The sequence below is a fragment of the Microcoleus sp. D2_18a_B4 genome (assembly GCF_036702475.1).
In the GTDB taxonomy this organism is placed as follows: domain Bacteria; phylum Cyanobacteriota; class Cyanobacteriia; order Cyanobacteriales; family Microcoleaceae; genus Microcoleus.
Window position 1 is genome coordinate 38,846 of sequence record NZ_JAUBTL010000017.1, and the last position, 24,113, is coordinate 62,958.

General features: G+C 46.5%; 21 protein-coding genes. 5 read left to right on the forward strand and 16 right to left on the reverse strand.

Annotated features, from left to right (window positions below; all coding sequences use genetic code 11):
- Nucleotides 1-314: 314 nt before the first annotated feature.
- Nucleotides 315-1,028 (forward strand): photosystem II biogenesis protein Psp29, encoded by a 714-nt coding sequence (gene psb29 / locus QUB04_RS12575; protein WP_333284715.1) that lies wholly within the window; start codon nucleotides 315-317, stop codon nucleotides 1,026-1,028.
- Nucleotides 1,029-1,578: 550 nt separating this feature from the next.
- Here the strand turns inward: psb29 and QUB04_RS12580 are convergent.
- From QUB04_RS12580 to QUB04_RS12620, 9 genes are all read right to left on the reverse strand, one after another.
- Nucleotides 1,579-2,115 carry a late competence development ComFB family protein gene (locus QUB04_RS12580; RefSeq protein ID WP_006631395.1) on the reverse strand — a complete coding sequence of 179 codons (537 nt, stop codon included), beginning with the start codon at nucleotides 2,113-2,115 and terminating at the stop codon, nucleotides 1,579-1,581.
- Between the two features lie 207 nt (nucleotides 2,116-2,322).
- Nucleotides 2,323-3,264: a M23 family metallopeptidase gene (locus QUB04_RS12585; protein WP_333284717.1), complete on the reverse strand. Its 942-nt coding sequence runs from the start codon at nucleotides 3,262-3,264 to the stop codon at nucleotides 2,323-2,325.
- Nucleotides 3,265-3,407: 143 nt separating this feature from the next.
- Nucleotides 3,408-4,757 carry an RNA-guided endonuclease IscB gene (iscB, locus tag QUB04_RS12590; protein WP_333284613.1) on the reverse strand — a complete coding sequence of 450 codons (1,350 nt, stop codon included), beginning with the start codon at nucleotides 4,755-4,757 and terminating at the stop codon, nucleotides 3,408-3,410.
- A 642-nt stretch (nucleotides 4,758-5,399) separates the two neighbouring features.
- Nucleotides 5,400-5,627: a hypothetical protein gene (locus tag QUB04_RS12595; RefSeq protein WP_333284615.1), complete on the reverse strand. Its 228-nt coding sequence runs from the start codon at nucleotides 5,625-5,627 to the stop codon at nucleotides 5,400-5,402.
- A gap of 52 nt (nucleotides 5,628-5,679) precedes the next feature.
- Nucleotides 5,680-7,206 carry a phosphomannomutase/phosphoglucomutase gene (locus QUB04_RS12600; RefSeq protein WP_333284617.1) on the reverse strand — a complete coding sequence of 509 codons (1,527 nt, stop codon included), beginning with the start codon at nucleotides 7,204-7,206 and terminating at the stop codon, nucleotides 5,680-5,682.
- Nucleotides 7,207-7,430: 224 nt separating this feature from the next.
- Nucleotides 7,431-8,864: a transposase gene (locus tag QUB04_RS12605; RefSeq protein ID WP_333284619.1), complete on the reverse strand. Its 1,434-nt coding sequence runs from the start codon at nucleotides 8,862-8,864 to the stop codon at nucleotides 7,431-7,433.
- 340 nt (nucleotides 8,865-9,204) lie between these two features.
- Complete coding sequence (locus QUB04_RS12610; RefSeq protein WP_333284621.1) at nucleotides 9,205-10,110, reverse strand: D-hexose-6-phosphate mutarotase; 906 nt, start codon at nucleotides 10,108-10,110, stop codon at nucleotides 9,205-9,207.
- 884 nt (nucleotides 10,111-10,994) lie between these two features.
- Nucleotides 10,995-12,056 (reverse strand): NADH:flavin oxidoreductase/NADH oxidase, encoded by a 1,062-nt coding sequence (locus tag QUB04_RS12615; RefSeq protein WP_333284623.1) that lies wholly within the window; start codon nucleotides 12,054-12,056, stop codon nucleotides 10,995-10,997.
- A gap of 35 nt (nucleotides 12,057-12,091) precedes the next feature.
- A complete protein-coding gene (locus QUB04_RS12620) occupies nucleotides 12,092-12,316 on the reverse strand; it encodes a glutathione S-transferase domain-containing protein (protein ID WP_333284625.1) in 225 nt (74 codons plus the stop codon).
- Nucleotides 12,317-12,871: 555 nt separating this feature from the next.
- Between QUB04_RS12620 and QUB04_RS12625 the strand changes: the two genes are divergently transcribed.
- Nucleotides 12,872-15,187 (forward strand): cation:proton antiporter domain-containing protein, encoded by a 2,316-nt coding sequence (locus QUB04_RS12625; RefSeq protein ID WP_333284627.1) that lies wholly within the window; start codon nucleotides 12,872-12,874, stop codon nucleotides 15,185-15,187.
- Here QUB04_RS12625 and QUB04_RS12630 read toward each other — a convergent pair whose 3' ends face one another.
- Nucleotides 15,188-15,445 carry a hypothetical protein gene (locus QUB04_RS12630; RefSeq protein WP_333284629.1) on the reverse strand — a complete coding sequence of 86 codons (258 nt, stop codon included), beginning with the start codon at nucleotides 15,443-15,445 and terminating at the stop codon, nucleotides 15,188-15,190.
- A 9-nt stretch (nucleotides 15,446-15,454) separates the two neighbouring features.
- Complete coding sequence (locus tag QUB04_RS12635; RefSeq protein ID WP_333097600.1) at nucleotides 15,455-15,667, reverse strand: Hfq-related RNA-binding protein; 213 nt, start codon at nucleotides 15,665-15,667, stop codon at nucleotides 15,455-15,457.
- A gap of 312 nt (nucleotides 15,668-15,979) precedes the next feature.
- On the opposite strand from QUB04_RS12635, the gene dapF reads away from it, so the two are divergent.
- Nucleotides 15,980-16,822, forward strand: coding sequence for a diaminopimelate epimerase (dapF, locus tag QUB04_RS12640; RefSeq protein ID WP_333284632.1), 843 nt, complete (start codon nucleotides 15,980-15,982; stop codon nucleotides 16,820-16,822).
- A gap of 358 nt (nucleotides 16,823-17,180) precedes the next feature.
- On the forward strand, nucleotides 17,181-18,323 hold the full coding sequence (locus QUB04_RS12645) for a hypothetical protein (protein WP_333284634.1): 1,143 nt from the start codon (nucleotides 17,181-17,183) through the stop codon (nucleotides 18,321-18,323).
- A gap of 835 nt (nucleotides 18,324-19,158) precedes the next feature.
- Here the strand turns inward: QUB04_RS12645 and QUB04_RS12650 are convergent.
- Nucleotides 19,159-20,340, reverse strand: coding sequence for an aspartate aminotransferase (locus QUB04_RS12650; protein ID WP_333284635.1), 1,182 nt, complete (start codon nucleotides 20,338-20,340; stop codon nucleotides 19,159-19,161).
- Between the two features lie 344 nt (nucleotides 20,341-20,684).
- On the opposite strand from QUB04_RS12650, the gene QUB04_RS12655 reads away from it, so the two are divergent.
- A complete protein-coding gene (locus QUB04_RS12655) occupies nucleotides 20,685-21,908 on the forward strand; it encodes an RNA-guided endonuclease InsQ/TnpB family protein (RefSeq protein ID WP_445301048.1) in 1,224 nt (407 codons plus the stop codon).
- Here the strand turns inward: QUB04_RS12655 and QUB04_RS12660 are convergent.
- From QUB04_RS12660 to QUB04_RS32510, 4 genes are all read right to left on the reverse strand, one after another.
- Entirely contained in the window at nucleotides 21,891-23,036 is a 1,146-nt protein-coding gene (locus QUB04_RS12660; RefSeq protein ID WP_333284639.1) for an iron-containing alcohol dehydrogenase family protein, read from the reverse strand. The genes QUB04_RS12655 and QUB04_RS12660 overlap by 18 nt on opposite strands.
- A 187-nt stretch (nucleotides 23,037-23,223) precedes the next feature.
- Complete coding sequence (locus QUB04_RS12665; RefSeq protein WP_333284641.1) at nucleotides 23,224-23,580, reverse strand: type II toxin-antitoxin system PemK/MazF family toxin; 357 nt, start codon at nucleotides 23,578-23,580, stop codon at nucleotides 23,224-23,226.
- Nucleotides 23,570-23,911: a DUF2281 domain-containing protein gene (locus tag QUB04_RS12670; RefSeq protein ID WP_333284643.1), complete on the reverse strand. Its 342-nt coding sequence runs from the start codon at nucleotides 23,909-23,911 to the stop codon at nucleotides 23,570-23,572. Before QUB04_RS12670 ends, QUB04_RS12665 begins: the two co-directional genes overlap by 11 nt.
- 105 nt (nucleotides 23,912-24,016) lie before the next feature.
- Nucleotides 24,017-24,113, reverse strand: a 97-nt coding sequence (locus QUB04_RS32510) for a hypothetical protein (protein ID WP_445301049.1), incomplete at its 5' end; no start/stop codon positions are given.

The window sequence follows — 24,113 nt, forward strand, 5'->3', positions numbered from 1 at the left end:
CTTGACAAAAAAACTTAATTGTGATATGTCTTGCGAGAGCTGGGCTGGGCAAGTCAGAAGATTAGAGTTATGAGCGATCCCAGAAGAGCTATGATTGTAAAGATACTGGGGTTTTTCCCTCCTATTGCGACATATTAATGGTTGCTGCCGATCGGGCGTAAAATTTTTTTGATAAAATTTTGTCTCGCAATCCGGCGGCAACGCTTAAAAAACTGGCACTTTTTGTCAGATCGGTCGCAGAATTGACTCCCCGACTTTACTCACGCCGCGCTGGCACGCCCGCTACGGCAAAATTATTTATCTATAAGACTCAGGTGAACAATAACCGTACTGTTTCAGATACTAAGCGAAGTTTCTATACGATTCACACTCGACCGATCAACTCAATTTACCGTCGAGTGGTGGAAGAGTTGATGGTAGAAATGCACTTGCTTTCGGCGAATGCCGATTTTCAATACGACCCGATTTATGCTTTGGGTGTAGTGACAGCTTTCGATCGATTCATGCTTGGGTACGCCCCAGAAGCAGACAGAGTTTCGATTTTTAACGCTTTGTGCAAGTCCCTAGAAGACGATCCAGAGCGCTACAAGCAAGACGCTCAGCGATTGGAAAGCTTGGCGGATAGACTTTCCGGGCAAGAGTTACTCTCGTGGATCGATCGCTCGACTAGCTTTGAAGATACAGCGGATTTGCAAGCGTCTTTAGGGGCGATCGCCAGCAACCCTCAATTTAAGTACAGCCGCTTGTTCGCGATCGGTTTGTTCTCGCTATTAGAAAAAGCTGACGCTAACTTAGTAAAAGACCAAGAAACGCGAAACGACGCGATCGCCAAAGTCAGTGCGGCCTTGCACCTCCCAGAAGAGAAAGTTAGCAAAGATTTAGATTTGTACCGCAGCAATTTGGAAAAAATGGCTCAAGCGCGAATAGTGCTTCAAGATGTCATCCAAGCGGAACGGAAAAAACGCGAAAAACGAGAGACAAAAGTTACCGTCGGCCCTTCGGCTGACTCTTCTGACAGCAGCAATTAATCGTTTGAAGGAAGGAAGAAGGAAGAAGGAAGAAGGAAGAAGGAAGGAGGAAGAAGGAAGAAGGAAGAAGGAAGAAGGAAGGGAGAATTTTTTATTTGAAGTAACAAATAAAGAAAACTCTTAAATTTTAATTTTTTGTTCTTGAATTCTGGCTTCTGCCTTCTGGCTTCTGCCTTCATATCGTTTCCGGTTGCATCAAAATAATAAAATCGAGTCAACAGTTAACACTCAACCATTCATTTTTTCCACCCGCCCGTCAATCGATTTTAGATTTTAGATTTTAGATTTTAGATTGACCCCACGGATAAATGCGGGGGCTTGAGGATTTTGGATTTTGGATTTTGGATTTTGGATTGATTCCACGGATAAATCACGTGGCGGGTACCACCTTTGAAATTCTTGGTCAACAGTCAACAGTCAACAGTCAACAATCACGGACGGTGCAACCGGAATTGATATCAGATGAATCTTGGGGGCTGCGGAAACTAAAAATCCCGCTTTCTCAATAGAGCGGGATCAACTTAACTAAAATAGAGCTGTTGGGCTGGTACTAAGGCTGCGGCTCAAAATTAGTGGCGTTAGCTTGCAGCCAAGTGCTTAGCTGTGAAAGAACTTCGTTTCCCGAAGACTTGCCCAAAGCTGTGGGGTTTGGGGTGTCGGGCCGATCCAAGTTGCGGGCGATCGCTGCGTTGACTTCTTTGGAAATCAAATCGTGAAGTTGCTCTTTAGCCCTAGCCCTTTGAAAGTGAGCTCCCTCTTCCGTCGTAGCGTAAAGAGGTGGCAGCCTATTTAAAGCATAAGCTGCAATATCTCCCACATCGAGACTAAGGTCGCTCGTCGCCTCAATTTCCGCTACCCTAGCGATCGCATCGCTGAGTACCAACTCTTCCATCACGTTGATAAACTGTTTGCGTGGCAGAACCACAACTTCGCCAGTCAACAAAGAGCCCATCAGACGATCGAGAGCCATGTACTCTTCGATCGACAATTCCGAAGCCGTATTACAGATCCGTCCCACCTCAGCTTCCATAGACGGCGTTAAATAGCCATCCTGCAAAGCCTGTTCAACAATTTTTTCAATACTCATATATGCTTCCCACTCAACGGCATCATCAATAAAGTTTTGTGAAGACGCGATTGTTAGCGTCTTGAGATTCGAGTTTTGAGAGTTGAGTTGAGAAATTTTATACAAATCCTAACTCAATACTGATAACCCATCACAGTTATCTGCACACCCCAGCCACAAACTTACCCCATAATTGACGGCTTTATTCATCAAAACCTGTAAAAACTCCTACTCAACTCCCTGAAGCCGCCAAGGTACAGGATCGACCGACTGCCCGTGCACGTAAAGTCCCCAGTGCAGGTGAGGGCCTGTCGAAGCCCCCGTTGACCCCAGAGTACCAATTACTTGACCGGCTTTCACGAAATCGCCTTCCTGGACATCAATCCGGCTGAGGTGCATCAAAATGCTTGCTAGCCCTTGACCGTGGTCGATACCAACGACGTTCCCGTGGATTTTGAACCCTTGGGATTCGCGTCCCACTAGAGATACCCGACCTGCTGCTGGTGCGACTACAGGAGAACCGTAAGCACCCGCGTAATCGACGCCGCGGTGGTAGTAGTCTTGAGCAAATACCCCATTATAGTATCGCCGAACTCCGTAAATAGTGGTAATTTCGCCGGAGTTGGGGCGCAACAATTTGCCGTCCCAAAATTTTTCGGGTGTCACGAGTGCTTTAAATGCGTCTACGCGATCGAACTCCGCGTCTGTACCTTCGCTGTCTTTCCCAGGCGGTAGCCAGATGGATTGAGTGGGAAAATTTCGATCGCGCACTTGCACGCTCAACTTCTGCACTTGTCCATCACCTGCGACTTGAAGAAGGCGGGCACCGGGTTTCTCTAGCGGCGTCGTCGGTAGCAGGGCCCGAAAGCGACCGTTGCCGATGGGAAACGCGGGGTAGTTTTTTTGCTGTAGAGAAACTGTTGGAGTTTCCCCGCCGTTACCGTCAACCTGAATCATTACTGACAGCGTATCTCCCAGTTGGGGATTTGTCGGCGTCACAACTACCTGCAAAGCTTGCACCGGCAGGGCAAAACTCAGAAAGCCAGCAACAATTCCCCCGATCGAACTGGCGGTTAGCTTGTTTACTTTCAACTGCTGCCACCGCAAAATCAGACCTGTAATTATTTCCGCACTTAGCCCGCAGTTGTCTCGATTCACACTCATTACCATCACTAGCAGTCCTTAACCTTTCTCTCGCTGATATATTTTTAACTATCTAGACTAACTCTAGCAATCCGCAATAAAAATTCCTGTAGTGCGGGGAGGAAAGCCTGCTTCAGCCAGATGCTCACACTACCGTTTCCACTACAAATCTAGGAGAACCGAAGTTTCAACATAAACACTCTAACTGTCTTCTTGGACATTTCACGACAATCTCCGGCAAACGAGTAGTTATATCCATCGCTGCGATGAACAGGCTTAAGTTGATTCCGAGAAACGCTAATCACGCTATCGTTTACCCGAATATCAAAATTACCTTTGAACCTAGTGGTTTTAATTCTTTTGCATTTAACCCCTTGATGTTTTCCACCAATTACCGAAACAATGTCTCCAGTATTCCAGCCTGCGACCTTTTTCTTTGGTTTATACCCCGAACGCGGAAACCCATATTTGTCAGTCTGCACGACTTGACGACTTCCCCAGCCCATCGCCTTAATTAGCAACGGTTGATTGATAGTTAAAGTCAAACCTTGACTTACATCTCCACAACAGGCAGCATCGATCCAATGAGCCTTTGGGAACTTCAAATTAGTCCGATTGAACTTCGTCAAAGAACCGCGTCCTACATAAATAGGTTCAATCGCTGTAGCCTTCAGAGCTTGGAACAAAGCGGACTTGGTTGCGTTAACCGCTGCTGCGTCCTTCAATGGTGCTTTAGCTTGACTCATTATTTTCTTAAGAACTTCGGGCTTTTTCTTAAGAAAATCCTTAATATCTTGAGTCCCCTTTTTGAGGTTGCATTTTTCGCAAGCTAAGCAAAGGTTGGAAACGCGATTGCTGCCGCCCTTGGCGCGTGGGTTAATATGCTCGACTTGCAGCGGTAAATTTTCACTACCACAGTAAGCACACTCCCGATTCCACTTTTCGAGTAGGTACTGTCTAACCTCGTAACCTTGTAATTCCCCTTGCTGATATTCAACGCCGGAAATCTCTGGATTTTGCATTTTTTGAGTGTCAAAACTTACTAACTCGAAAGCAATTGATTGGATGGGTGCTAGCTTGCGAAGGCGAGAAACCCATGTCATAGTCGTTAACACTCGGTGCTGCAAGCTCGGAGGCAACCAGCCTTTCGGGCGAGTACGATTCAAGAATCTCGCTTTTCGATAACGAGTTTTGCGGTTACCGCGGCTGCGCCGGACGCCCCGACGGGTTTCAAGTCGAGACTTGATAGCTTGACCCCGATGGGTGACTTGGGCGCCCCAAATGACCTGGGTTCCCTGAACCAAAGCTATGCCAGTAGTCTTGCTACCAGGGTCGATGCGGATTTCAATTGGTTCTGGTAGATCGTTGACCGATTTTCCCAGAATAATTGTAAACGGGTACAGTTTAAAAACCTTTGCTTTGCCTGCATTCAATAGCTTTCTAGCTATCACTGGCAGGCACGGAGTTAGAGGTTTTTTGTCAGCGTCAAGTACGAATACTTGATTGGGGGTTTTAGACATGGTTGCGTCTATTCCTAATTAGTAAAGGTTGCCTCGGCATAGTTATTAGGCGGTACTTTCTCCACAGCACTGGCTTTACAAATCCTTGCCTGTTTAACTGCGGAGTTATAGTGCTTGGGGCTGGCACGTACTCCAAGGTATGAACTTTAACGCTCCCTAATAACGAAAGCCTGGACTTACTTAGCTATTTCGGGATTTCTCCAGAAATGTCGAGGATTTTAGTAAGTCTTCATGTCTAAGCGGATGGGATTATATTTTATCAGTCCTAAGCTGTTGGGCATTTAAAAGAGGATAGTAGGGTGCGGAGCGTACATAAGTATTTCCCATATCCCGCCAGTGTTCTAGCTGACGCACCCTACCTCTATCGTTATTGGTTTAAATGTGTAACAGCTTAGCTACTGTTACATAACTTTTAACTATTGCTATTAGTTATAGTTCACGGCGCTACAACAACATCATTTTTAATTCCTCTGCTGTTAAATCAATTCTTTCTTGGCAGTTTATTTGCCAAGAACGTTCCTCAAATTCTCTAGTTATTGTAGCCTGTTTTGTGCAAAATAGTATTAATTCCCAACTTTAAAATCTCACATCTAAAATTGTATGAGATAAAAATTGAGAATTGCTATAATCTATCACCTAGAATTATAGGGATTCAAAGGCAGCGGTGAAACCATCTAAGGTCAAGCATTCTTCCATAAATTCCTCTACATCGTTGACATTCTCAAGCTGATATTCCATGATGCGTTGACCGTCGCCTTTCATCTTTTTGGAAGAAAGAGGTGTGGCAGGATATTTGGCAGCAATGGCTTTGAAAGCTTTGGAATGAGTATCCCAGCTTGCAGCAGAACATTTTATGGTTAAACGCCACATAATTAAATTACTCCTTGGGTTTGGTTTAGTAATAGTCTGACACGAGTAAAACTTAGATCGATAGTGCCGAAAAATCAAGGGATTCTGTGGTTTGGAAAAAAGTTAAAAGCCGAGCCACTATGTGAGCAACACCACCCTTAACATTAGACTCAACATTCAAAGGCATCACCGGATCGTGGAGTGATAAGCGTAACAGAAACCAGCCGGATTCGCTAGGTGAGGTACAGGAAATTCGCAGACCTTCGTAGTTATTGGGAACTATTTTCCAGTCAGGTTGCGTTGAGACAAATTGTTGCAGTTGCTCAATAACGCTCTCGCCGTGAGCCTTGAAATCATCTACACCAAGTTTAATCCGAAATTCTGCACTTTCTTCGGGTTCTTTTAAATTCGCAATTAAATCTGGCAAAGATTGGTTTGCTAGCTTTGACTTAGCCAATTCAATCAATAATTTGCTGACCAAATAAGCGCCATCATCCAGAAAGTAATTTTCTTTCAAAGCTCCATGTCCAGAGGTTTCAATCGCCAGCCATGATTCCTGTCCGGCTTCATTGAGGCGAATCGACTCGTCAATCACATTTTTGTAGCCGCGTTTAAAGCGATGGTGAATCCCTTTTAGATCCTGTTCGATGAATTGTGTCAAGCCATCGGAGGTGATAGAATCGGTGACAATAGTAGAGCCTGGGTGTTCTTTTAATACGATCGCAGAAATCAAGGCAATTAAGCGATTGCGATTGAGTTCCTTGCCAACTTGATCGACTGCCGCACTGCGATCGACATCCGTATCAAAAATAATCCCAAAATCAGCTTGATGTTCAATTACCGCTTGACAAATTGACTGCATTGCCTGTTTATCTTCGGGATTTGGCACATGATTGGGGAAAGTACCATCGGGTTCTAAAAACTGACTGCCCGTGGTGTCTGCACCTAAAGGTTTTAAGACTTTATCAACATAAAAACCGCCAGCACCATTGCCCGCATCCACAACAATTTTTAATCCTGTTAGTGGTTGCTCAAAATTATCTGGATGATTGACGGCTTCCCGGATATTTTTGACAAATTGGTTAGCATAAACAGAGATGAAATCATGCTTTGTAATGTTACCGGGCGAGGCGGCTGGCTGGAAGTTATTGCTTTGCGCTAGTGCTAAGATATTTGTAATATCCGGTTTTTGTAAGCCACCTTGGGCGGTGAAAAACTTTAAGCCGTTTCGATTAAAGGGCAAATGGCTAGCAGTGAGCATAATCGCGCCGTCGCAATCAAAACCAGGGGTAATGGTACTCATAAACATGGCGGGGGTTGAGGCCATTTCAAAGTCGTACACGGTTGCACCAACTGAGGCGATTCCCTCCATGACTGCTTGCATTAAGGTTGGCCCTGATAGGCGACTGTCACGCCCGATCGCGATCGTTAATTCTGCGGCTGGTTTCTGGACTTTTTGCACCAGCCAACTGACAAAGGATTTACCTAAGATTGTCGCAATTTCGGGGGTGAGGTTGACTTTTTCATTGGGAACGCCTTCGAGAGCGATACCGCGAATGTCTGAGCCATTTTGAAGTTTTGTCCAGTTGAAGTTTTGCATAATAATTGATGGTAAGTAAAAAGATCGGAGTCGGCGGTTGAAACCGATTATACAAACTTTCCTCTGCGGCCCGTTGGACTGAGCGTTACCCGATCGTCTTTCGCGGACTAACAAATAAACAGGGGAGAAATTTGGGATTTGGTATTATTAGTCATTAGGGTGACAGAGTTTTTCAATTCAATCAGCTAATCGGCATTTAAGTTGTATGTGAACGAACCTGACGGTCAACGGAGTACCGTTAGACCGCAGGCTTCTTTTTCCTTTTTTTTAAAGGCTTTTTTGAGTGACGGAGTTCCCCCGCCACTTTCGTAACTTAGACCAATCTTCTTTATAAGTTTGGCTGAATTTTCATCTCGATCCAAAGATTCTCCACATTGGCAAGAATGCCATCGATCTGACAATTCTTTTGGAACTTTATTGAGGCAATTCCAACAGTGTTGAGAAGTTCCTTTAGGATCGACAAACAAAACGTTTTTACCTAGTTTCCCTGCGACATATTTCAGGACGCTGGTGAATTGCCCATGAGCAGCATCAAGCATTGATTTATTCAATCCGCTTTTAGCTGACTGACCATTTGGCAAATAAACCAAATTGCCATCCTCAATATCGGTCTTGGGCTTGGCACGTCTAGTCAGATTTTTGACACTCAAGTCTTCAATAACTAAAACATCACATTTGCCAAATAGCTCATGTGCCGTTTTAAACTGAAAGTCCAGTCTAGCTCTAGCTATAAATTGGTGAAGTTTAGAAATCTTATCCTTGATTATTTTCCAAGGCTTAGAACCCTTAAGCCGACTAGCCAGCTTCGCTTGAAGTCTTGCCAATTTCTGGGCCGACTTCCTCAAAAATCTGGGATTTTCAACTCTTTCACCATTGGAAAGATAAATGTAATTAGTGATTCCCAAGTCGATCCCAACAGCATTCTCGACCGTCGGTTGAATTTCTGCAACCGTTACGGGAACCGTCTTATCTTCTAGCGTTAGGGAAATATACCACCCATCCGCTTCTGGGATAATACTACCCGTCTTAACTTTAAATCCTGTTGGTATTGGGCGATGGAAAACCATAGGCACTTGACCTATTTTTGCCAGGTTAATACAAATCCTATTTTGCTCATCCTTAGCAATATCTAAGTTGTCTAATTGAGGATAAGTGAAAGATTTGTAGTGGTGAAAACCTTTAAATTTAGGTTTGCCTCTACGATTGCCATTTTTGTCCGGCATGGTGAAATTTGAAAAGGAAGTTTCCACTCTGTTGAGGACATCTTGCAAAACCTGGGAGTCCAAAAGCTTATAATCAGGAAATTGTTTTTTGGTGTTTTTTAGGTCAGCAAGCTGTATGGTTTGCCACTGGACATATCCGCCTTCAATATTCGAGAAAACATCACCTTTTCTAGTCAAAGGATTGCCTGACGCATCCTTTTTTCTGCCATCTCTAGTTTGCACCCTGGTTAAGGGAATATTTTGATATATCTCCTCAATAGGGACTATTGAAACAATCAAGGGGCAGGCATTGATAGGTGTTCTCGTGGCTTCCCACCATCTAAATCTTTCGCCGAGTCGGTAGTTATACTGTCGGCGACAGAGTTCTAGATGAGCCACAATTGTTGCTAGTTGGGCTTTTGTGGGTTTGAGGCGGTATTTGTATGTCAGTTGCATTGGAAACTTCCTTTTTTCGACCTACTTTAATGTACCATTTTTTCAATTTAATGTTTAGAAAGTACATCAAAGTTAAAGGTACTCGCAATGTCTAATTGTCGGCTTCCGTCCGCGACATCCGACGCTTCTGGACATCACGCTCGGTAATTTATTCGGGGTACTTCGCGGCGCTCAGATTGCTCCCCTTTAAATATACCGAGGGACTTCTCGGCTGATAGTTAAACAAACAATCCCAGTCTTGTGGGTGGGATTTGAGCAACGCCCAAAATATCCAATTGAAATGTTGAACCGCTTACTGGGAATTTTGGCCCCATCACCGCTAAGCTTAAGCTCTAATTCCTTAGTCGCGTTCAACGCTGTAAATTGCCTGCAAGCGGAACTCACCATGAGAGGGAACTTCCACAATATCTGTAGCTGCATTGGTCGTTTCTACGCAGAGCAAACGCTGATAATCTGCATCATCAAGGTCGGCCATATTTGCAGAAATTGTCACCCAGGGATTCCACACTACGACGGATTTACTACCCGATGATTTAATGCGAATCCGACGATTGAGGGCGCTATCGTCAATGACTAATTCGTTGGTGACATCAAGATAAATGCGATCGACTTCACCTGTTACTACCACTGCACCCACTTGAGTTTTTTCCACACCACCATCCGCTTTATCAAGATACTGGCTATTTTCTAAGCCTAAAACCTGCACCTGGTTGATATCGCCGACTTGGAAATAGGTGTGGAAAGCTTGGGTGAGGGGAAATGCTTTGTCGCCTAGATTGCGGGTGATTAATTCTACCGTGAGGCTGGTGCCGATCGTAATCTCGATCGCCAGTTCAAAAGCTTGGGGCCAAATTGCTCTAGTTTCATCGTTATCCTTGAGTCCTAGAGTGACTTTGGTGGCGCCGTCTGGAGTTGTGGCGGTTCCTAGCACATTCCAGAGGCGATTCCGCACAAACCCATGACTCGGACGCCCCAAGGCTTCGGGATCTGGGCCAAACCAGGGCCAACAGATGGGTATACCACCTTTGATGGCTTTCCCTTCTGCGTAGTAGGCTTTGTCGCTGACGAACATCAAGTCTGTGGTTTCGGTGGCTGGTTGAAAGGAGAGCACTTGACCGGAATACACAGAAATTAAGGCTTTGGCTTGACCGTTGTCGATGTGAATCATGGGGAAACCACCGTTTCCGGTGGCGAAGGTGAGGTGTCCGGCTATGCCGTAGTCTGTGTTTAATTGGTCAATACTCATCAGAAATATGGGTTTGAAACCCCGTCCTTTTAGGACGGCTTTACATTGGATGGGGGGGGAGGAATTCTCCCCCGATGAATGCTTGTTACCGCCTTGGATATACTAACGACGTTCGACGTTTTGTATTCGCCTTTAACCCGGACAGTTACGGATCGAGTGCTTTCTACCTGTACGCATAACAAGTGGCGGTAAGCCCGTGTGTGTATATCCCTTCGCCACTGACTATCCGAGAGGTTACAGACTAGGGAGGCATCCAGTAACATCGTTCGGTGTACCACCACCAGATAATTCAGTTTGTCTCAAAGACGCAGGCTAGACACTGTTTTAGTCTCAAATTAAGAAGGTGGTGAGTCTTCCTCTTTCAAGCCCCATGCCTTTAGGCTGGGGTTAGTGACGCTTTTGACTTGGTGAATTGCTTTACAATTATCCGATATTATGGTGGCTAGATTTATTATATTGTTGAGTTTGACCTGGGAAGGTGCGATCGACACAACGATGCACTCAGAGAAACGGATGGGGAGTGCCAACAGATCGCGAGGGGATGTGCGATCGAACCCACCGACACACCTTGCTGAGTTCCCTGTAAGCAAGCTAATGCAGCAGTTCATCAAAAGACGGTGCAGCCGCAAAACTCCGCATCTCTTCGAGGGTGATTTCAGGTGACAATTGCCACAAATGCGCCTAAAACAAGCCAAAGAGCACTATCCGACTGACTGCATCCGCTAGCGTTCGCATCGAATCACGTCACGGCGATGGGAACGTGCCTTGTACAGGAGCCGATCACAGAATCAAAAAAGCCTTTATTGACCGACTGGTTTACAGAAACACTAAAAAAGTGATTCCTAGTGGATTTGTGTAAAACCGACGATCGCAAATCCGCTTAATTACCAAGCGCGATCGTATTGAATTGGAGCAGGCACGGATTGACGTAGTTGCTTCGCAGCCCGCATCGGCCAATAAGGATCGCGCAGCATTTCTCTGGCAAGTAATACCATATCTGCTTGACCTGTACGGATGATGTGGTCAGCCTGGGCGGGTGCAGTAATCATACCAACGGCTCCGGTGGCGATGTTCGCGGAGCGTCGAATGCGATCGGCAAAGGTAGTTTGATAACCTGCGCCCGTCGGAATCTTTTCACCCGGTACAATTGCGCCTGATGAACAATCGATTAAATCAACGCCAAGTGACTTTAATTTATAGCTGAGTACAATACTTTGTTCAATGTCCCAACCATTTGGAACCCAATCGGTTGCAGAGATGCGAACCCAAAGCGGTGTTTGATCGGGCAAAACATTTCGCACCGCTTCTACGACTTCACATAAAAACCGGATGCGATGCTCAAAACTGCCACCATAGTCATCTGTCCGTTGATTGCTCAAGGGAGACATAAATTCATGCAGTAGGTAGCCGTGAGCCGCATGAATCTCTATTACGTCAAATCCGGCTTCGAGGGCGCGTTGGGCTGCGTTCACAAAGAGTGTCGTCTGCTTCTGAATGTCTTCGATACTCAGAGAGATCGGGGCGGGGGTACCGGGTTCAAATGGAATCGCGCTAGGGGCGATCGAAGTCCATCCTCCTTGAGATTCCGAAAGCACATCGCCGCCATCCCACGGAGGCGCTGTACTGGCTTTTCGACCTGCATGAGCAAGTTGAATTCCTGCAACCGCACCGTTGCGGTGAATTAACTCGACGATTCGCGCCAACATTTCAATGTGAGCATCGTCCCAGATTCCCAAATCTTGCGGCGTAATTCGTCCTTCAGGCTCGACTGCCGCTGCTTCAGTCATCACCAGCCCTGCCCCTCCTACGGCTCGACTGACGAGATGAACCAGATGCCAATCATTCGCGAACCCATCAACGCTTGAATATTGACACATGGGAGAAACTGCAATGCGATTTCGGAAGGTAACACCACGTTGATCCAATGGCTCAAATAAATGCGACATGGTTGTAAACCCCTGAGTTATAAAATGCACAGATGTCAAGCACAGACTTTCTTCACAGTGGGAAGTTGACTGACTTTATTCCACCAAGTCCGCAGCTTTGAAGTTTGCGCGATCGTTGCTTCGTAATCTGGGGTCTGCGATAGGTAAGTGAAGACCCGAATTACGTAGAAATCGCCAATGCTCAGTTCGTCACCGAGCAAATACGGGTGTCCTACAGTTAGGGACTCGATCGCCTCTAGCGCAGTCTTTACAGGGGCCACGGCAGCTTTGTCCAACCTACATCCCGAATGGACTTGTCATTGTGAGGTATCAAGAGCAACGACAAAATTACTTGTCTAAAACCTAAATCTTTATTGTTAGCAAAACCGGGGATTACTATAAAAAAACACAAAAGTGCCTGAGTAATTATCCAGTATATCGGGTAAATCCGCAAGCAGGGCTTGCATAAATAAAAACGATTTTAACTAATCCTTTTTACCGATCGCATATCTGTGAACGTACACCATGATAAAACCACTCAATACACAAAGGTAATTCAAATCACTCCACCCCGCCTGAAATGGATCAAAAAAGTAACCTGATTAAATCTATCCACGCTCATCTCGTGGAGGTGAAACATTACCCCCAATAAAGCCGCACTGCCTAGATAAACTTGCAAGAGGTTAAGCTTTTTGGGAGCAGTGAAACTCTTTAGCCTCAAAAAATACCGGGTTATATAGTTGCAGTTGCCCTGGCTCACCAACTACAGTCAACCCACTAAACATAGTCAACACATTAGACACTATAATATAACTTTATACTTTTTTCATAAACTTGTGCAAGAAGACTTCCGACTGATCGTTGACTTAGTTCTAGTTCTCGCTGCTGCCGCAGCAGGAGGACTCTTTGCATCGCTATTGCGACAGCCGGTAATTCTCGGGTATCTCCTGGGAGGGATCGTCGTTGGGCCGGCTGGTTTGGGGCTGATTAAAGAATTAATTCAGGTAGACACCCTGGCTGAATTCGGGGTTGCCTTTCTGTTATTTGCCTTGGGAGTAGAATTTTCTTTCGCCGAACTCCAGAAAGTTAAAGCCATTAGTTTGGGCGGGGGGGGCTTGCAAATTGTGCTGACGATCGCCATTACTACTGCAATTTCCTTGGCTGTAGGGTGGGTAGAATCGCCTGCTCAAGGCGTGTTTTTAGGATCGATTCTGTCGCTTTCCTCGACCGCAGTTGTACTCAAGTGCTTGATGGAACGCAATGAATCGGGTACTTCCCACGGTCAAGTCATGCTGGGAATATTAGTAGTTCAAGATTTGGCTTTGGGGCTAATGCTAGCAGTTTTGCCGGCACTCAATCAGCCAGCAGAAGAGATCGGCATGACGGTAGCGTGGGCCCTGCTGCGGATCGGGTTATTTGCTGTCGGTGCTGTAGTCGCCGGCATTTGGATGGTACCGCAATTGCTGCGATACCTCGCGCAAACAGAAAGCCGGGAACTGTTTTTGCTGGGAGTTGTGGTTTTGGCTTTAGGGATTGCGCTACTGACAGAATATTTGGGTTTTTCGATCGAGATGGGCGCATTTGTGGCGGGTTTAATGATTTCGGAGGTGGAATATGCCGACCAAACTCTAACTTATGTCGAGCCTTTGCGAGATATTTTTGCATCCTTATTTTTTGTCACCATCGGAATGTTAATTGACCCGATGTTTCTGTGGAACCATCTAGAAGTAATTCTGGGACTGGTATTTATAGTATTTGTCGGCAAATTCTTGATTATAACGCCGATCGTCCGACTATTTGGCTATCCGCTAAAAACAGCATTGATCGCAGGTTTGGGCTTAGCTCAAATAGGAGAATTCTCCTTTGTACTCGCTAGTGCCGGCCAAGCTATGGGGCTGGTTTCGCGGAACGTTTACCTGTTAATTTTAGGAACGACAGCAGTCACCCTCGTGCTAACTCCGTTTGTATTGAGAAGCGTGCCGCAGTTATTGAAATGGGCGGAAAATTTCGGGCCTTTGCAGCGCTATTTTGACGAAACATCTCAACCTGTGGCAATAGCTGAAACTTTGCCGGAACAAAATTATGTTGTGGTTTGCGGCTACGGGCGAGTCGGTAGAATTTTAGTCAAAATGCTGCAAAGCCGGAACTGTTCAGTTGTGGTAATCGACGAGTCAGAAAGTAGAATTCAAGAGTGCAGAATGCAAGGAATTCCTTACATTTACGGGAATGCTGCCAGCTTGCACGTATTGGAAGCTGCGCGGGTGGAACGGGCAAAAGCAATGGCGATCGCCCTTCCCGATCCCATGAGCACTCGCTTGTGTCTGAAGCGGGCTTTAGAATTAGTCCCGGATTTGGATATTGTGGTGTGCGCGAACCAAGATAAAGACATCGAACTGCTTTACCAACTGGGGGCCTGGGAAGTTGTGCAGCCGGAGTTTGAAGCCAGTTTAGAACTGTCTTCCCACTTGCTGGCTGGCATGGGGCTCTCGGCAATGGCGATCGGGCGGGATGTGCAGCAAATTCGCAGCAGCCGCTATCTGGAATTGCGGCCACCGCGCGAACCTTTGGCGATTTCGCGGGATTTGAAAGTGGCGGTTCGAGATATGAACAGCGAGTGGTACAACTTGCCGTTAGGTTCTCCCATCGCCAGCATGACTCTGGAAGAAACTAACTTGCGGCAGTTGACAGGGGTCAGTGTGATGGCGATCGTCCGCAAAGATGGCGAGGAAATTGATTATCCTAACGGCAAGACAGCTTTGCAGCCGGGCGATCGACTTTTTGTAGTGGGAGAACCGGAAGAACTCATCAGTTTTGAGTTGCTGGCGAAGGGCGAAGTTGCAGTCCCGCAGGGCGACAGTTCTTGCCAGTGGCTGAGGCTACCAGCAAACAGCCCTTGGGCCGGCAAAAAACTGTCAGAGGTAGATTTGCTGACCCAGTACGGGGTGCAGGTGCGGGCGATCCGCCGGGAAGGGAAATTTACTCGCTGGCCCGACGGAACGAGCAATTTGCAAGAAGGCGATCGTTTGCTGCTGTGCGGCGGCTTCTACGAGCTCGGCTTGATGCAGCGGACGGCCTCACCGCGGGTGCCGCAACCTGCTTTAAAGCTGCCTTTGGTCAAGGCCCAAGTCATCGAAAAGCTGTTTAGCGATTAGTCAGTTGGCAGTGGGCAGTTGACGGTTGGCAGTTGACGGTTGGCAGTTGGCAGTTGGCAGTTGGCAGTTGACGGTTGGCAGTTGACTGTTGACTGTTGACTGTGGTGAGCTTTCCAGCGAACAGTCAACAATGCCCGATGCCCCATGCCCCATGCCCGATGCCCGATGCCCGATGCCCCATGCCCCATGCCCGATGCCCGATGCCCCATGCCCCATGCCCCATGCCCGATGCCCGATGCCCGATGCCCCCTTCACCATGCCCCACTCTCAGCCGTTGGGTTTGAGATAAGCAATTGCTGGCCGCGAGATCAGAATTTGTGTTTCTGACGGATCGAGGAGGCAAATGCAGCTATTATCCTGCCAAAAAATTCTGCCCGCTAGTAAGTCGCCGGTAAGGAGTTTGATCTCCACCTGTTGTTTGTCTTTGATGTAGCTTTGTATTAAGCGAACGCTGGGCAATCCGGTTTCAAATTCAGACATAGTTCAGAAAAATATAGTCAAATATTACCTTAAACCATATTCTTCTGTTTATACCGTTTAACCCTTACTGCCGCAACTACAAGCGCGTCTACCCGATGAGGGATAAACAAGTTGGCGGCTAGTTTTCGACCGATATTCATTGAGCCATTGACATCAGCATTAATTAGATATCCCTGTGGAGTTATAAATATTATATTTGTTTATATTTCAGTAGAAAGGACTATAAATTGCATAAAGTTTTATAATACTGGGAAATGGGTAATTTGGTCATCAAATTATCTAATCCGTTTTAACCAAAAGAGGTTTGTTTTTATGCCGATCGAGTTTGCGAAGTATCACGGACTGGGAAATGATTTTATTCTGATTGACAACCGCCACTCGTCAGAACCGGTGATCGCGCCAGAACAAGCTGTGGATTTGTGCGATCGACATTTCGGGATTGGCGCAGACGGTGTGATATTTGCTCTTCCGGGTCAAAACGACACTGACTATACAATGCGGATTTTTAACTCCGATGGTTCGGAACCGGAAATGTGCGGCAACGGAATTCGCTGTTTGGCTAAGTTTATCGCGGATTTGGACGGGTCAGAGGCGAAAACTCAGTACCGCATCCACACTCTGGCTGGTGTGATTAGCCCGGAATTGCGATCGGACGGTCAGGTGAAGGTGGATATGGGAGTGCCCCGGCTGCTGGCTGCGGAAATTCCGACAACTTTGGCTGCAGCGGATGCCAAAGTTATTGATGTGCCGATCGAAGTTGCTGATAAATCTTGGTCTGTTACCTGCGTCAGCATGGGCAATCCTCACTGCATTACTTTTGTAGAGGATGTTTCGGCTGTTGCTTTAGAAACTGTCGGGCCTCAATTCGAGCACAACAAAGCCTTCCCGCAGCGTACCAATACGGAATTTATTCAAGTGGTACGTTCAGACTACGTAAAAATGCGGGTGTGGGAAAGAGGCGCGGGTGTTACTCTAGCTTGTGGGACTGGTGCTTGTGCTGCTGTGGTAGCTGGAGTGTTGGTAGGAAAGTGCGATCGGGTAACTGCGGTTGAACTCCCCGGCGGCGTTTTGGAAATCGAATGGGCGGAAGTTTCTGGGCGAATTTACATGACCGGGCCGGCACAGCGAGTATTTACTGGTTGTATTAGTCATTAGTCATTAGTCATTAGTCATTAGTTATTAGTCATCAGTCATTAGTCAGAAGGAATTTTTTGTTTAATTAACAAGCAATAAAAATTATTGAATTCAAAATTTTTATTGCATTCTGACCAATGCCTTCCGCCTTCACAAATCATATCATGTCCGATCGAGCGACCGCGATTTTTGTAGGGGCCCGTGAGCCAACAATACCTGCCAATAATTGACAATCTCAAAAACCCGCCCCGACGGGGATATTATGGTTAATTGATCGGACATGATATCATTGACTGCGGACTGAAGACTGAAGATTAATAACTAAGCCTGAAATCTAAAATCTAAAATCTAAAATCTAAAATTAAGTAGGTGGGCTTGCATGGCTGGAGGTATTTATCTCATTCAGGACGACGACAGGCTGGTAGAAATGATGGAACAGCCCTACGACTCGGAAGACCAGTTACAAGACTTGCTAGTAACTTATCCTAATTTGATCGCGGGAGACCAAATCGATCGGGTGACGGCGCGGAGGTGGCTGTTAATTTCGCGGGAAGCTGCACCCAGCGATGAGGAAACAGCGGTGCAGTGGTCGCTGGATCATTTGTTTCTCGACCAAAATGCAGTTCCTACTTTGGTGGATGTCCGGCGAACTCCTAATGCTGATATCCGACAAAAAGTTTTGGGTCAGTCGATCGACTATGCTGCTAATGCGTTGGTTTACTGGCCTGTCGATTCAATTATTGCTCTGTTTGAAGCTAATTGTCGCGATCGGGGTCGCGATCCTGAACAGATTTTTGAAGAGTTTCTCGGTGCAAATGCTAATGAAGACCTATTTTGGCAGAAGGTTAAAACTAATTTGCAAGCGGGTAAAGTTCGCTTAGTGTTTGTAGCTGACGAGATTTCTGCTGAAATGCGCCGAGTTGTGGAATTTCTCAACGAACAAATGGACCCGGTTGAAGTTTTCGCCCTGGAAATTAAGCAGTATGTAAGTGAAGACGGTTTGAAAACGCTGGTTCCCAGAGTGATCGGTCAGACAGCGGAAGCACAGCAGAAAAAATCCAGCGCAACGCGCGAAAGAAGGCGCTGGGATGAATCTTCATTTTTTGCGGAAATCAAAGCTAGACGAGGCGCAGACGAGGCGCAAATGGCAAAAGCAATTTACCTTTGGGCAAAAAGTCAAGAACCCGAAGTTCAGATCCAGTGGGGAACGGGGGATGCCTATGGCGGTTTCGCGGCTCAATTGCCTCAAAGGGGAAGAAAACCCTATCAGTTATTCACTGTAGATATTGCTGGCAGAATGGAGATTTCTGCTAACAATTACGGTTCCCAGCCGCCGTTTAATGCGGAACCGAATTGGCTGGAATTGAGAAGTAAGCTGAGTGCGATCGGTCTGTCGCTACCTATAGAACCAGGTGAGAGAAGGTCGCCTAGTCTGGCTTTGTTTACTTTGCAAGACGAATCGGCACTGAAGCAAGTTATGGAAACTTTTGATTGGATTACTAATGAAATTAAAAAAGCGTAGTTATTGGGAATTGGGATAGGGCATGGGGCATGAGCATTGGTGTCAACTTAAGCTTTTGGTCCACCAGTCCTCCCGCCCACCCGTCAGTCCGCCAGGGAATGAATTCCCTGTCTAATAGCTAAAGTCCTCTCAAAGAGGACTAATGAGTTCTTCAGTCCTCTTTGAGAGGACTTTAGCTTTGAGGCAGGGGTTTAAACCCCTGCCGGACTATCGGTTTGATGCTAAGTTGACACCAATAGGGCATGGGACGCAGCCTACTTACTTCACTTTCTTGAGAACCGCTATAAATGGTTTCAGAGAAAAGTTAAGAGCGTAGAATGGGAAGTTCCGGTTAAAATAGCTCACCAAAACAAGTGGATTAAGTTTATGATGGTGTTTGAACTTTTTGCACAACTTGTGGGAATTGAAGACCCATTTTCTATCGGTTTTTCTTCTGAGGAGGATGAGGATAGCGAAAACTATCATTATTTTGTTATGGAAAGAAATTAATTTTATAAAAAAGCTCCTCCTCCTAACCTAGGATGTGTTTACTGGGAGATAGACGATCAGTGTTGGGGAGAATATGGAGGAATTCAAGAAGTTACTTTAAGCCGCGAACGCTTAATTGTTCGTTTCGATCGTTCAAGACCCAACTCCAATACAGATTACGATGAGGCAATAATTTATTTTTCTGTAAGTGATTCAGAATTTCAGAAGTTGCAGAACACCTTGCAGAAGATAATGCTGGGTTATGAGGATAGGTTGAATTTAATTAATTAGTCACTTGCCTCAAGATTGTACTTGAAAGTCAATGCCCAATTCCCATGCCCTATGCCCCATGCCCCATGCCCAATGACTAATATCGAATATTAGCTTGTTTCAAACGCCGCAATGCTTCTCCCAGTCGATCGCAATCTGCAATTAAACTAATTCTCACATATCCTTCGCCGCCCGGCCCGAAAGCATTGCCAGGAGTCACCACAACACCAGTTTGCTGCAAAACATTCAGGGCAAAATCAGTCGAACTCATGCCCGGAGTGCAGGGAACCCAAAGATACATTGCAGCCAGAGGTTTAGGAATATTCCACCCTAATTCTGCCAATCCTTCCACCATGAAATCCCGGCGAGTCCTGTAACGATTCTGCACTTCGTGCAAGTAACTGTCCGGCAATTGCAGTGCTGTTTCTGCTGCTGTTTGCAAAGCGGAAAATATACCGTAATCTAGGTTAGTTTTTAATGTCCGCAAACCTTGAATAATTTTGCTATTTCCTACTACAAAACCGACGCGCCAGCCGGCCATATTGTAGGTTTTGGACATCGTGTGAAATTCGACACCGATTTCTTTACCGCCGGGAATTTCTAATAAACTTGTCGGTTGATAGCCGTCAAAGGCTAATTCCGCATAACACAAGTCGTGAACCAGCAAGATTTGATGTTTGTGTGCGAAAGCAACAATATCTTTGTAAAATTCGCGGGGTGCTGTTGCTCCAGTCGGATTGCTGGGATAATTGAAATAAAGTATTTTGGCTTGTTCGGCTACGCTGTCGGGAATGTCGGCTAAGTCAATTACCCAGTCGTTTTCTGGTTTGAGGATGATGTTGTGAACTTTTGCACCGGCGATGATTGGCCCGCGAAATAATACGGGATAAGCGGGACTTGGTACTAATATTAAATCCCCTGGATTGATGTAGGCGATCGCAAAATGTGCTAGACCTTCTTTAGAACCCAACAGAGGCAATGCTTCGCTTTCTGGATCGAGTTCAACATTGTAGCGACGGCTGTACCATTTAGTAATAGTACGGCGAAAACTGGCAGTTCCTTCAAAGGGTGGATAGCCGTGATTGGCAGAATTTTGGATGGCTGCGACAGCGGCATCTACTACTGGTTGAGGAGTGGCACCGTCGGGGTTTCCCATTCCTAAGTCTATTAAATCGAGTCCTTGTTCGCGGGCGCGGGCTTTGAGTTCGTCGAGACGGGCAAATACGTAGGGCGGTAGTTTTTGCAACCTGTCAGCAGGGCTAATCCAATCCAAAGTCATTTATTTTGTGTCAGTTGTCAGTTTTCCTGGTTTGTAGTCAGGACTTCCGTCCTTTCTAGCACAGCCTTTTCAGGACTTTAGTCCTTACTACAAACTGTTTTAACTAATGGGAGGTTCGGGGGGCTATAAGTCCCGCGCGCTCCACGGTACTCCGTTCAGCGTCGGGATACATGGACACCCCGCGTCGTAGAGCTTCGCTCCGCCGAAGGCGTATGAGGGGTTCGATGCCCCGACAATCGACACACTATCGGTTCTAACAGGAGACATAAATCGGTTAGAATGTTGGTATGTTGAACTTGACCTACAGCTACCGAATCTATCCAGGACTTGACCAAGAAGCTCAAATGCTTGACTGGTTGGAGCAATGCCGTCGCGTATATAACTACGCCCTGGCAGAGCGCAAGGACTGGATAAATTCGCGTAAATGCCCGGTCAATGCTTGCAGTATCCGGCAGGAATACATCATCACTGCACGCACACCCTATCCCGACTACTACAAACAGCAGAATGCGCTGACCAAAGCTAAAGAGTTGATTCCAGAACTGAAGGCAGTTCACTCTCAAGTCTTGCAAGATGCTTTGAAACGACTGGATAAGTCGTTTAAGTTCAAGCAGGAAAGAGGGTTTGGATTCCCTCGATTCAAAAAGTTTGGTCAGTATCGTTCGTTTGTCTTTCCGCAATTCAAATCGAATCCAGTCAACGGATTTGAGATCAAATTGCCGAAAGTTGGAGCGATGCCCATCAATTTGCACCGACTCATCCCAGACGGGTTTCAGGTCAAGCAAGTTCGGGTAGTCTTCAAAGCATCGGGCTGGTATGCTCAACTGATTCTGCAAGCCGATGTTTCCGTTCCTGAAATCATGCCGCAGGGTGAACCCATCGGGATTGATTTGGGATTGGAAAAGTTCTTGGCTGTATCGACAGGTGAATTGATAGAGCGCCCTCGCTTTTTCGTGGATTTGCAAAGCAAGCTTCGATGGCTGCAACGCAAATTGAAAAACAAGAAAAAGGGTTCTGCCAACTACCGGAAAGTTCAAGCCAAGATTCGCGCTTTGCATGAACACATTCATAATGTTCGGCGTGAGTTCCACTTCCTGACGGCGCACTCGCTTTGCGACTTGGCTGGGATGATCTTTGCTGAGGACTTGAACCTCAAGATGATGAGTCGTGGCATGTTGGCAAAGCATTGCTTGGATGCTGCTTGGGGTAGTTTCTTGGAAATCCTCAAATGGGTGGCTTGGAAGCGGGGTGTTTATTTTGCCAAGGTTGACCCCAATGGGACAAGTCAAACTTGCCCTCAATGTGGGGCGCATACTGGTAAAAAGGAACTGAGTGAACGGGTGCATCATTGCGATGAATGTGGATATATAACTGACCGAGATGTAGCCGCCGCGCAAGTGGTGGAGCAACGAGGTCTTGTAGCCGTTGGACAGACGGTGATACTGCCTGTGGAGGAAGGTTGCCTGGGAACCCCGATGAAGCAGGAAACCTCAAGAGCGATCTTGGGAAGCCCGCGCTCTACCCGATCGAGGGTGAGCGTCGGGAGGATGTCACTTCTTAATCTTTAATTCTCCCACAGGTGCGGTGGTAGAAACCATCGCTGCCATTAATTGTTGGGGAACAACTTTAAAAGGCAGTCGGTGGATGTCGGAATTGGGATTGCAGGCTATGTCGGCGGCGCGCTGCAATTCTGTGATGGTAATGTCTCCGAGTCCGAGGTTGTCTAAAGTTTGGGGTAATCCAATCTCGCTGTAGAATTTTAGCAGTTGCTGTCTGGCGCTAGCGGCGAGTTGATTGTTTTGCAGCATTTCTTCTAGTCGCAGTTGTACTAAAATGCCGTAGGCAACTTTTTCGCCGTGCAATGTGCCGTGACTTGCTAATAGATGAGTTAGGCCGTTGTGGACGGCGTGGGCGGCGACGGTGCGACATTGGGCACCACCAATTCCGCCGATTACTCCTGCTAGCAATACGGCGGCATCTGTGACTTCTTGCCAGGTTTCGCTACCGGGTTCTTTGAGGGCGGCGGCTGATTTTTGGAATAATATATCGCGCAGTATTCTAGCTTGTTGAACGGCGGAAATTATCAGGGTTTGTTCGGAGTGTCCGCTGCTGACTGATGCTTCGTACCATTTGGCGATCGCATCTCCAATTCCTGCTACTAATGTCCGCTGTGGTGCGGTTTGAATTAAGCCGTAGTCGAGTATTAATAAGTCGGGACATCTGGCTAATGTGACATCGTATTGGAATGCACCTTGTTCTGAATAAATGTTAGAAAGGGCTGTCCAAGCGGCACAGGTGGCTGCTGATGTCGGTATTGTGACGATCGGGATTTTGCACTGATGGGCGACGAGTTTCGCTGCGTCTAAGGCTTTGCCGCCGCCGACACCGATGATGAAGTCGGCTTGATGGGTTTGGGCTGCTTCGCGGAGGGTTTCGAGGCTTCTTTCGCTGCAATCCTTGCCGTATGCTGTTTCGGCGGATTTTAACTGCTGCTGTTCGAGGATTGGTTGCAGGTACGGTTGGGCGGCGGCGAGGGAGTTGCTGCCGCCGACGATTAGCGGCCGCTTTCCGAAACGGGCGATCGCATCTCCGGCTTGTGCGATCGCCGATCGACCCCGCAATACACAGGCGGGAGCAATTGTCAAGGAATAAATTGCAGTTGGGGTGGCGGTTTTAGTGCTTTGGGTTTGAGTCATCGAACCACTGGATAAGTGACGAGAATGTTGACGCTTTGCAGGATTGCTGGATTTTCTAGGATAACTCTAATCTATGCGAACATGGTAAGTTTTATAAAGTTTTTATTAAGTATTGTTGGGCTGTTGGGGGATGGGAGAGGGGAGTTGAGGGGAGTTGGGGAGTTGAGGGCGATCGACATTCCTGATTTTATGGACGATAATCAACACAGATAATTAAGCCTATTACTAATTCTTGCACAACCGTTTCAGAAACTTTTCCGATACATCTGACAAATCGCTCAGTAGTTACACTCCGAACTTGCAAAACATTGCCTGCTGAGTCTGCGTCTAAACAGTTTTCTTCAGTTCGCTGAATGAGAATCATGAAAGGGCGATTTTGAAATTTAGGTTGCCATGTAGCCACAGGAATTATAATCCGCATGGGGATAGAACTAAACATTTCCGAACTAATCACAACCGCAGGACGTGTTTTCTGAATTTCTTGTCCTCGGGTTGGATCAAGTTGTACCAGCCAAACCTCTCCTCGTTTTGGGTTAGTAGTCATACTCAGTCTCCCAGTCTTCGCCATCGAGTACCGAAAACTCGGTTAATTCAGGATATGTCAAAAAATCTTCGGCTGTAGCAGCCATATACGGTGCTAGTATTTTATGGCGTTCTGCTATTGGCAGGCTAGCAATTTCTCTAAGTGATAGCTTGAGAGTAGGTGCGGTTGTTGACGAACTGTTAGACTCAGAACTTTCGCTGGCTAACTGCTTTTTCTGTTCCGATTTTTGCACTAGGAATTGTGCAAAGTCGAGCACTTCTTGTTGTTTCTCCCTTGGCAACTGTCGCAGATTCTCTAACACTGCTTGCTCAAAATTAATTGTTTCTGACATTTCAATTACTTTCCCTAAGCGTTTATCGGTTTATTTCTCACGCAGTCAAGTTTTGTAGTTCCATGTTTGCAAATCGCGCCATAATTTTCATCTTTCCCTTTTAGTTCACCCATCACACCGCCAAATCTTGATACTTTGATCTGAACTGCCACTAACCAGAGTGTGCCCATCCGGGCTAAAACTAACTGAATTAACCTGGGCT

What these genes read in the sequence shown, in the direction of transcription:
- QUB04_RS12665 (WP_333284641.1), bottom strand. Translation starts at nt 23,580, where the DNA reads ATGACTACTAACCCAAAACGAGGAGAGGTTTGGCTGGTACAACTTGAT.
- QUB04_RS12600 (WP_333284617.1), bottom strand. Translation starts at nt 7,206, where the DNA reads ATGCAAAACTTCAACTGGACAAAACTTCAAAATGGCTCAGACATTCGC.
- QUB04_RS12585 (WP_333284717.1), bottom strand. Translation starts at nt 3,264, where the DNA reads ATGGTAATGAGTGTGAATCGAGACAACTGCGGGCTAAGTGCGGAAATA.
- QUB04_RS12605 (WP_333284619.1), bottom strand. Translation starts at nt 8,864, where the DNA reads ATGCAACTGACATACAAATACCGCCTCAAACCCACAAAAGCCCAACTA.
- QUB04_RS12670 (WP_333284643.1), bottom strand. Translation starts at nt 23,911, where the DNA reads ATGTCAGAAACAATTAATTTTGAGCAAGCAGTGTTAGAGAATCTGCGA.
- QUB04_RS12645 (WP_333284634.1), top strand. Translation starts at nt 17,181, where the DNA reads ATGGCTGGAGGTATTTATCTCATTCAGGACGACGACAGGCTGGTAGAA.
- dapF (WP_333284632.1), top strand. Translation starts at nt 15,980, where the DNA reads ATGCCGATCGAGTTTGCGAAGTATCACGGACTGGGAAATGATTTTATT.
- QUB04_RS12660 (WP_333284639.1), bottom strand. Translation starts at nt 23,036, where the DNA reads ATGACTCAAACCCAAAGCACTAAAACCGCCACCCCAACTGCAATTTAT.
- QUB04_RS12630 (WP_333284629.1), bottom strand. Translation starts at nt 15,445, where the DNA reads ATGGTGAAGGGGGCATCGGGCATCGGGCATCGGGCATGGGGCATGGGG.
- QUB04_RS12650 (WP_333284635.1), bottom strand. Translation starts at nt 20,340, where the DNA reads ATGACTTTGGATTGGATTAGCCCTGCTGACAGGTTGCAAAAACTACCG.
- QUB04_RS12635 (WP_333097600.1), bottom strand. Translation starts at nt 15,667, where the DNA reads ATGTCTGAATTTGAAACCGGATTGCCCAGCGTTCGCTTAATACAAAGC.
- QUB04_RS12655 (WP_445301048.1), top strand. Translation starts at nt 20,685, where the DNA reads ATGCTTGACTGGTTGGAGCAATGCCGTCGCGTATATAACTACGCCCTG.
- QUB04_RS12580 (WP_006631395.1), bottom strand. Translation starts at nt 2,115, where the DNA reads ATGAGTATTGAAAAAATTGTTGAACAGGCTTTGCAGGATGGCTATTTA.
- QUB04_RS12595 (WP_333284615.1), bottom strand. Translation starts at nt 5,627, where the DNA reads ATGTGGCGTTTAACCATAAAATGTTCTGCTGCAAGCTGGGATACTCAT.
- QUB04_RS12615 (WP_333284623.1), bottom strand. Translation starts at nt 12,056, where the DNA reads ATGTCGCATTTATTTGAGCCATTGGATCAACGTGGTGTTACCTTCCGA.
- QUB04_RS12610 (WP_333284621.1), bottom strand. Translation starts at nt 10,110, where the DNA reads ATGAGTATTGACCAATTAAACACAGACTACGGCATAGCCGGACACCTC.
- iscB (WP_333284613.1), bottom strand. Translation starts at nt 4,757, where the DNA reads ATGTCTAAAACCCCCAATCAAGTATTCGTACTTGACGCTGACAAAAAA.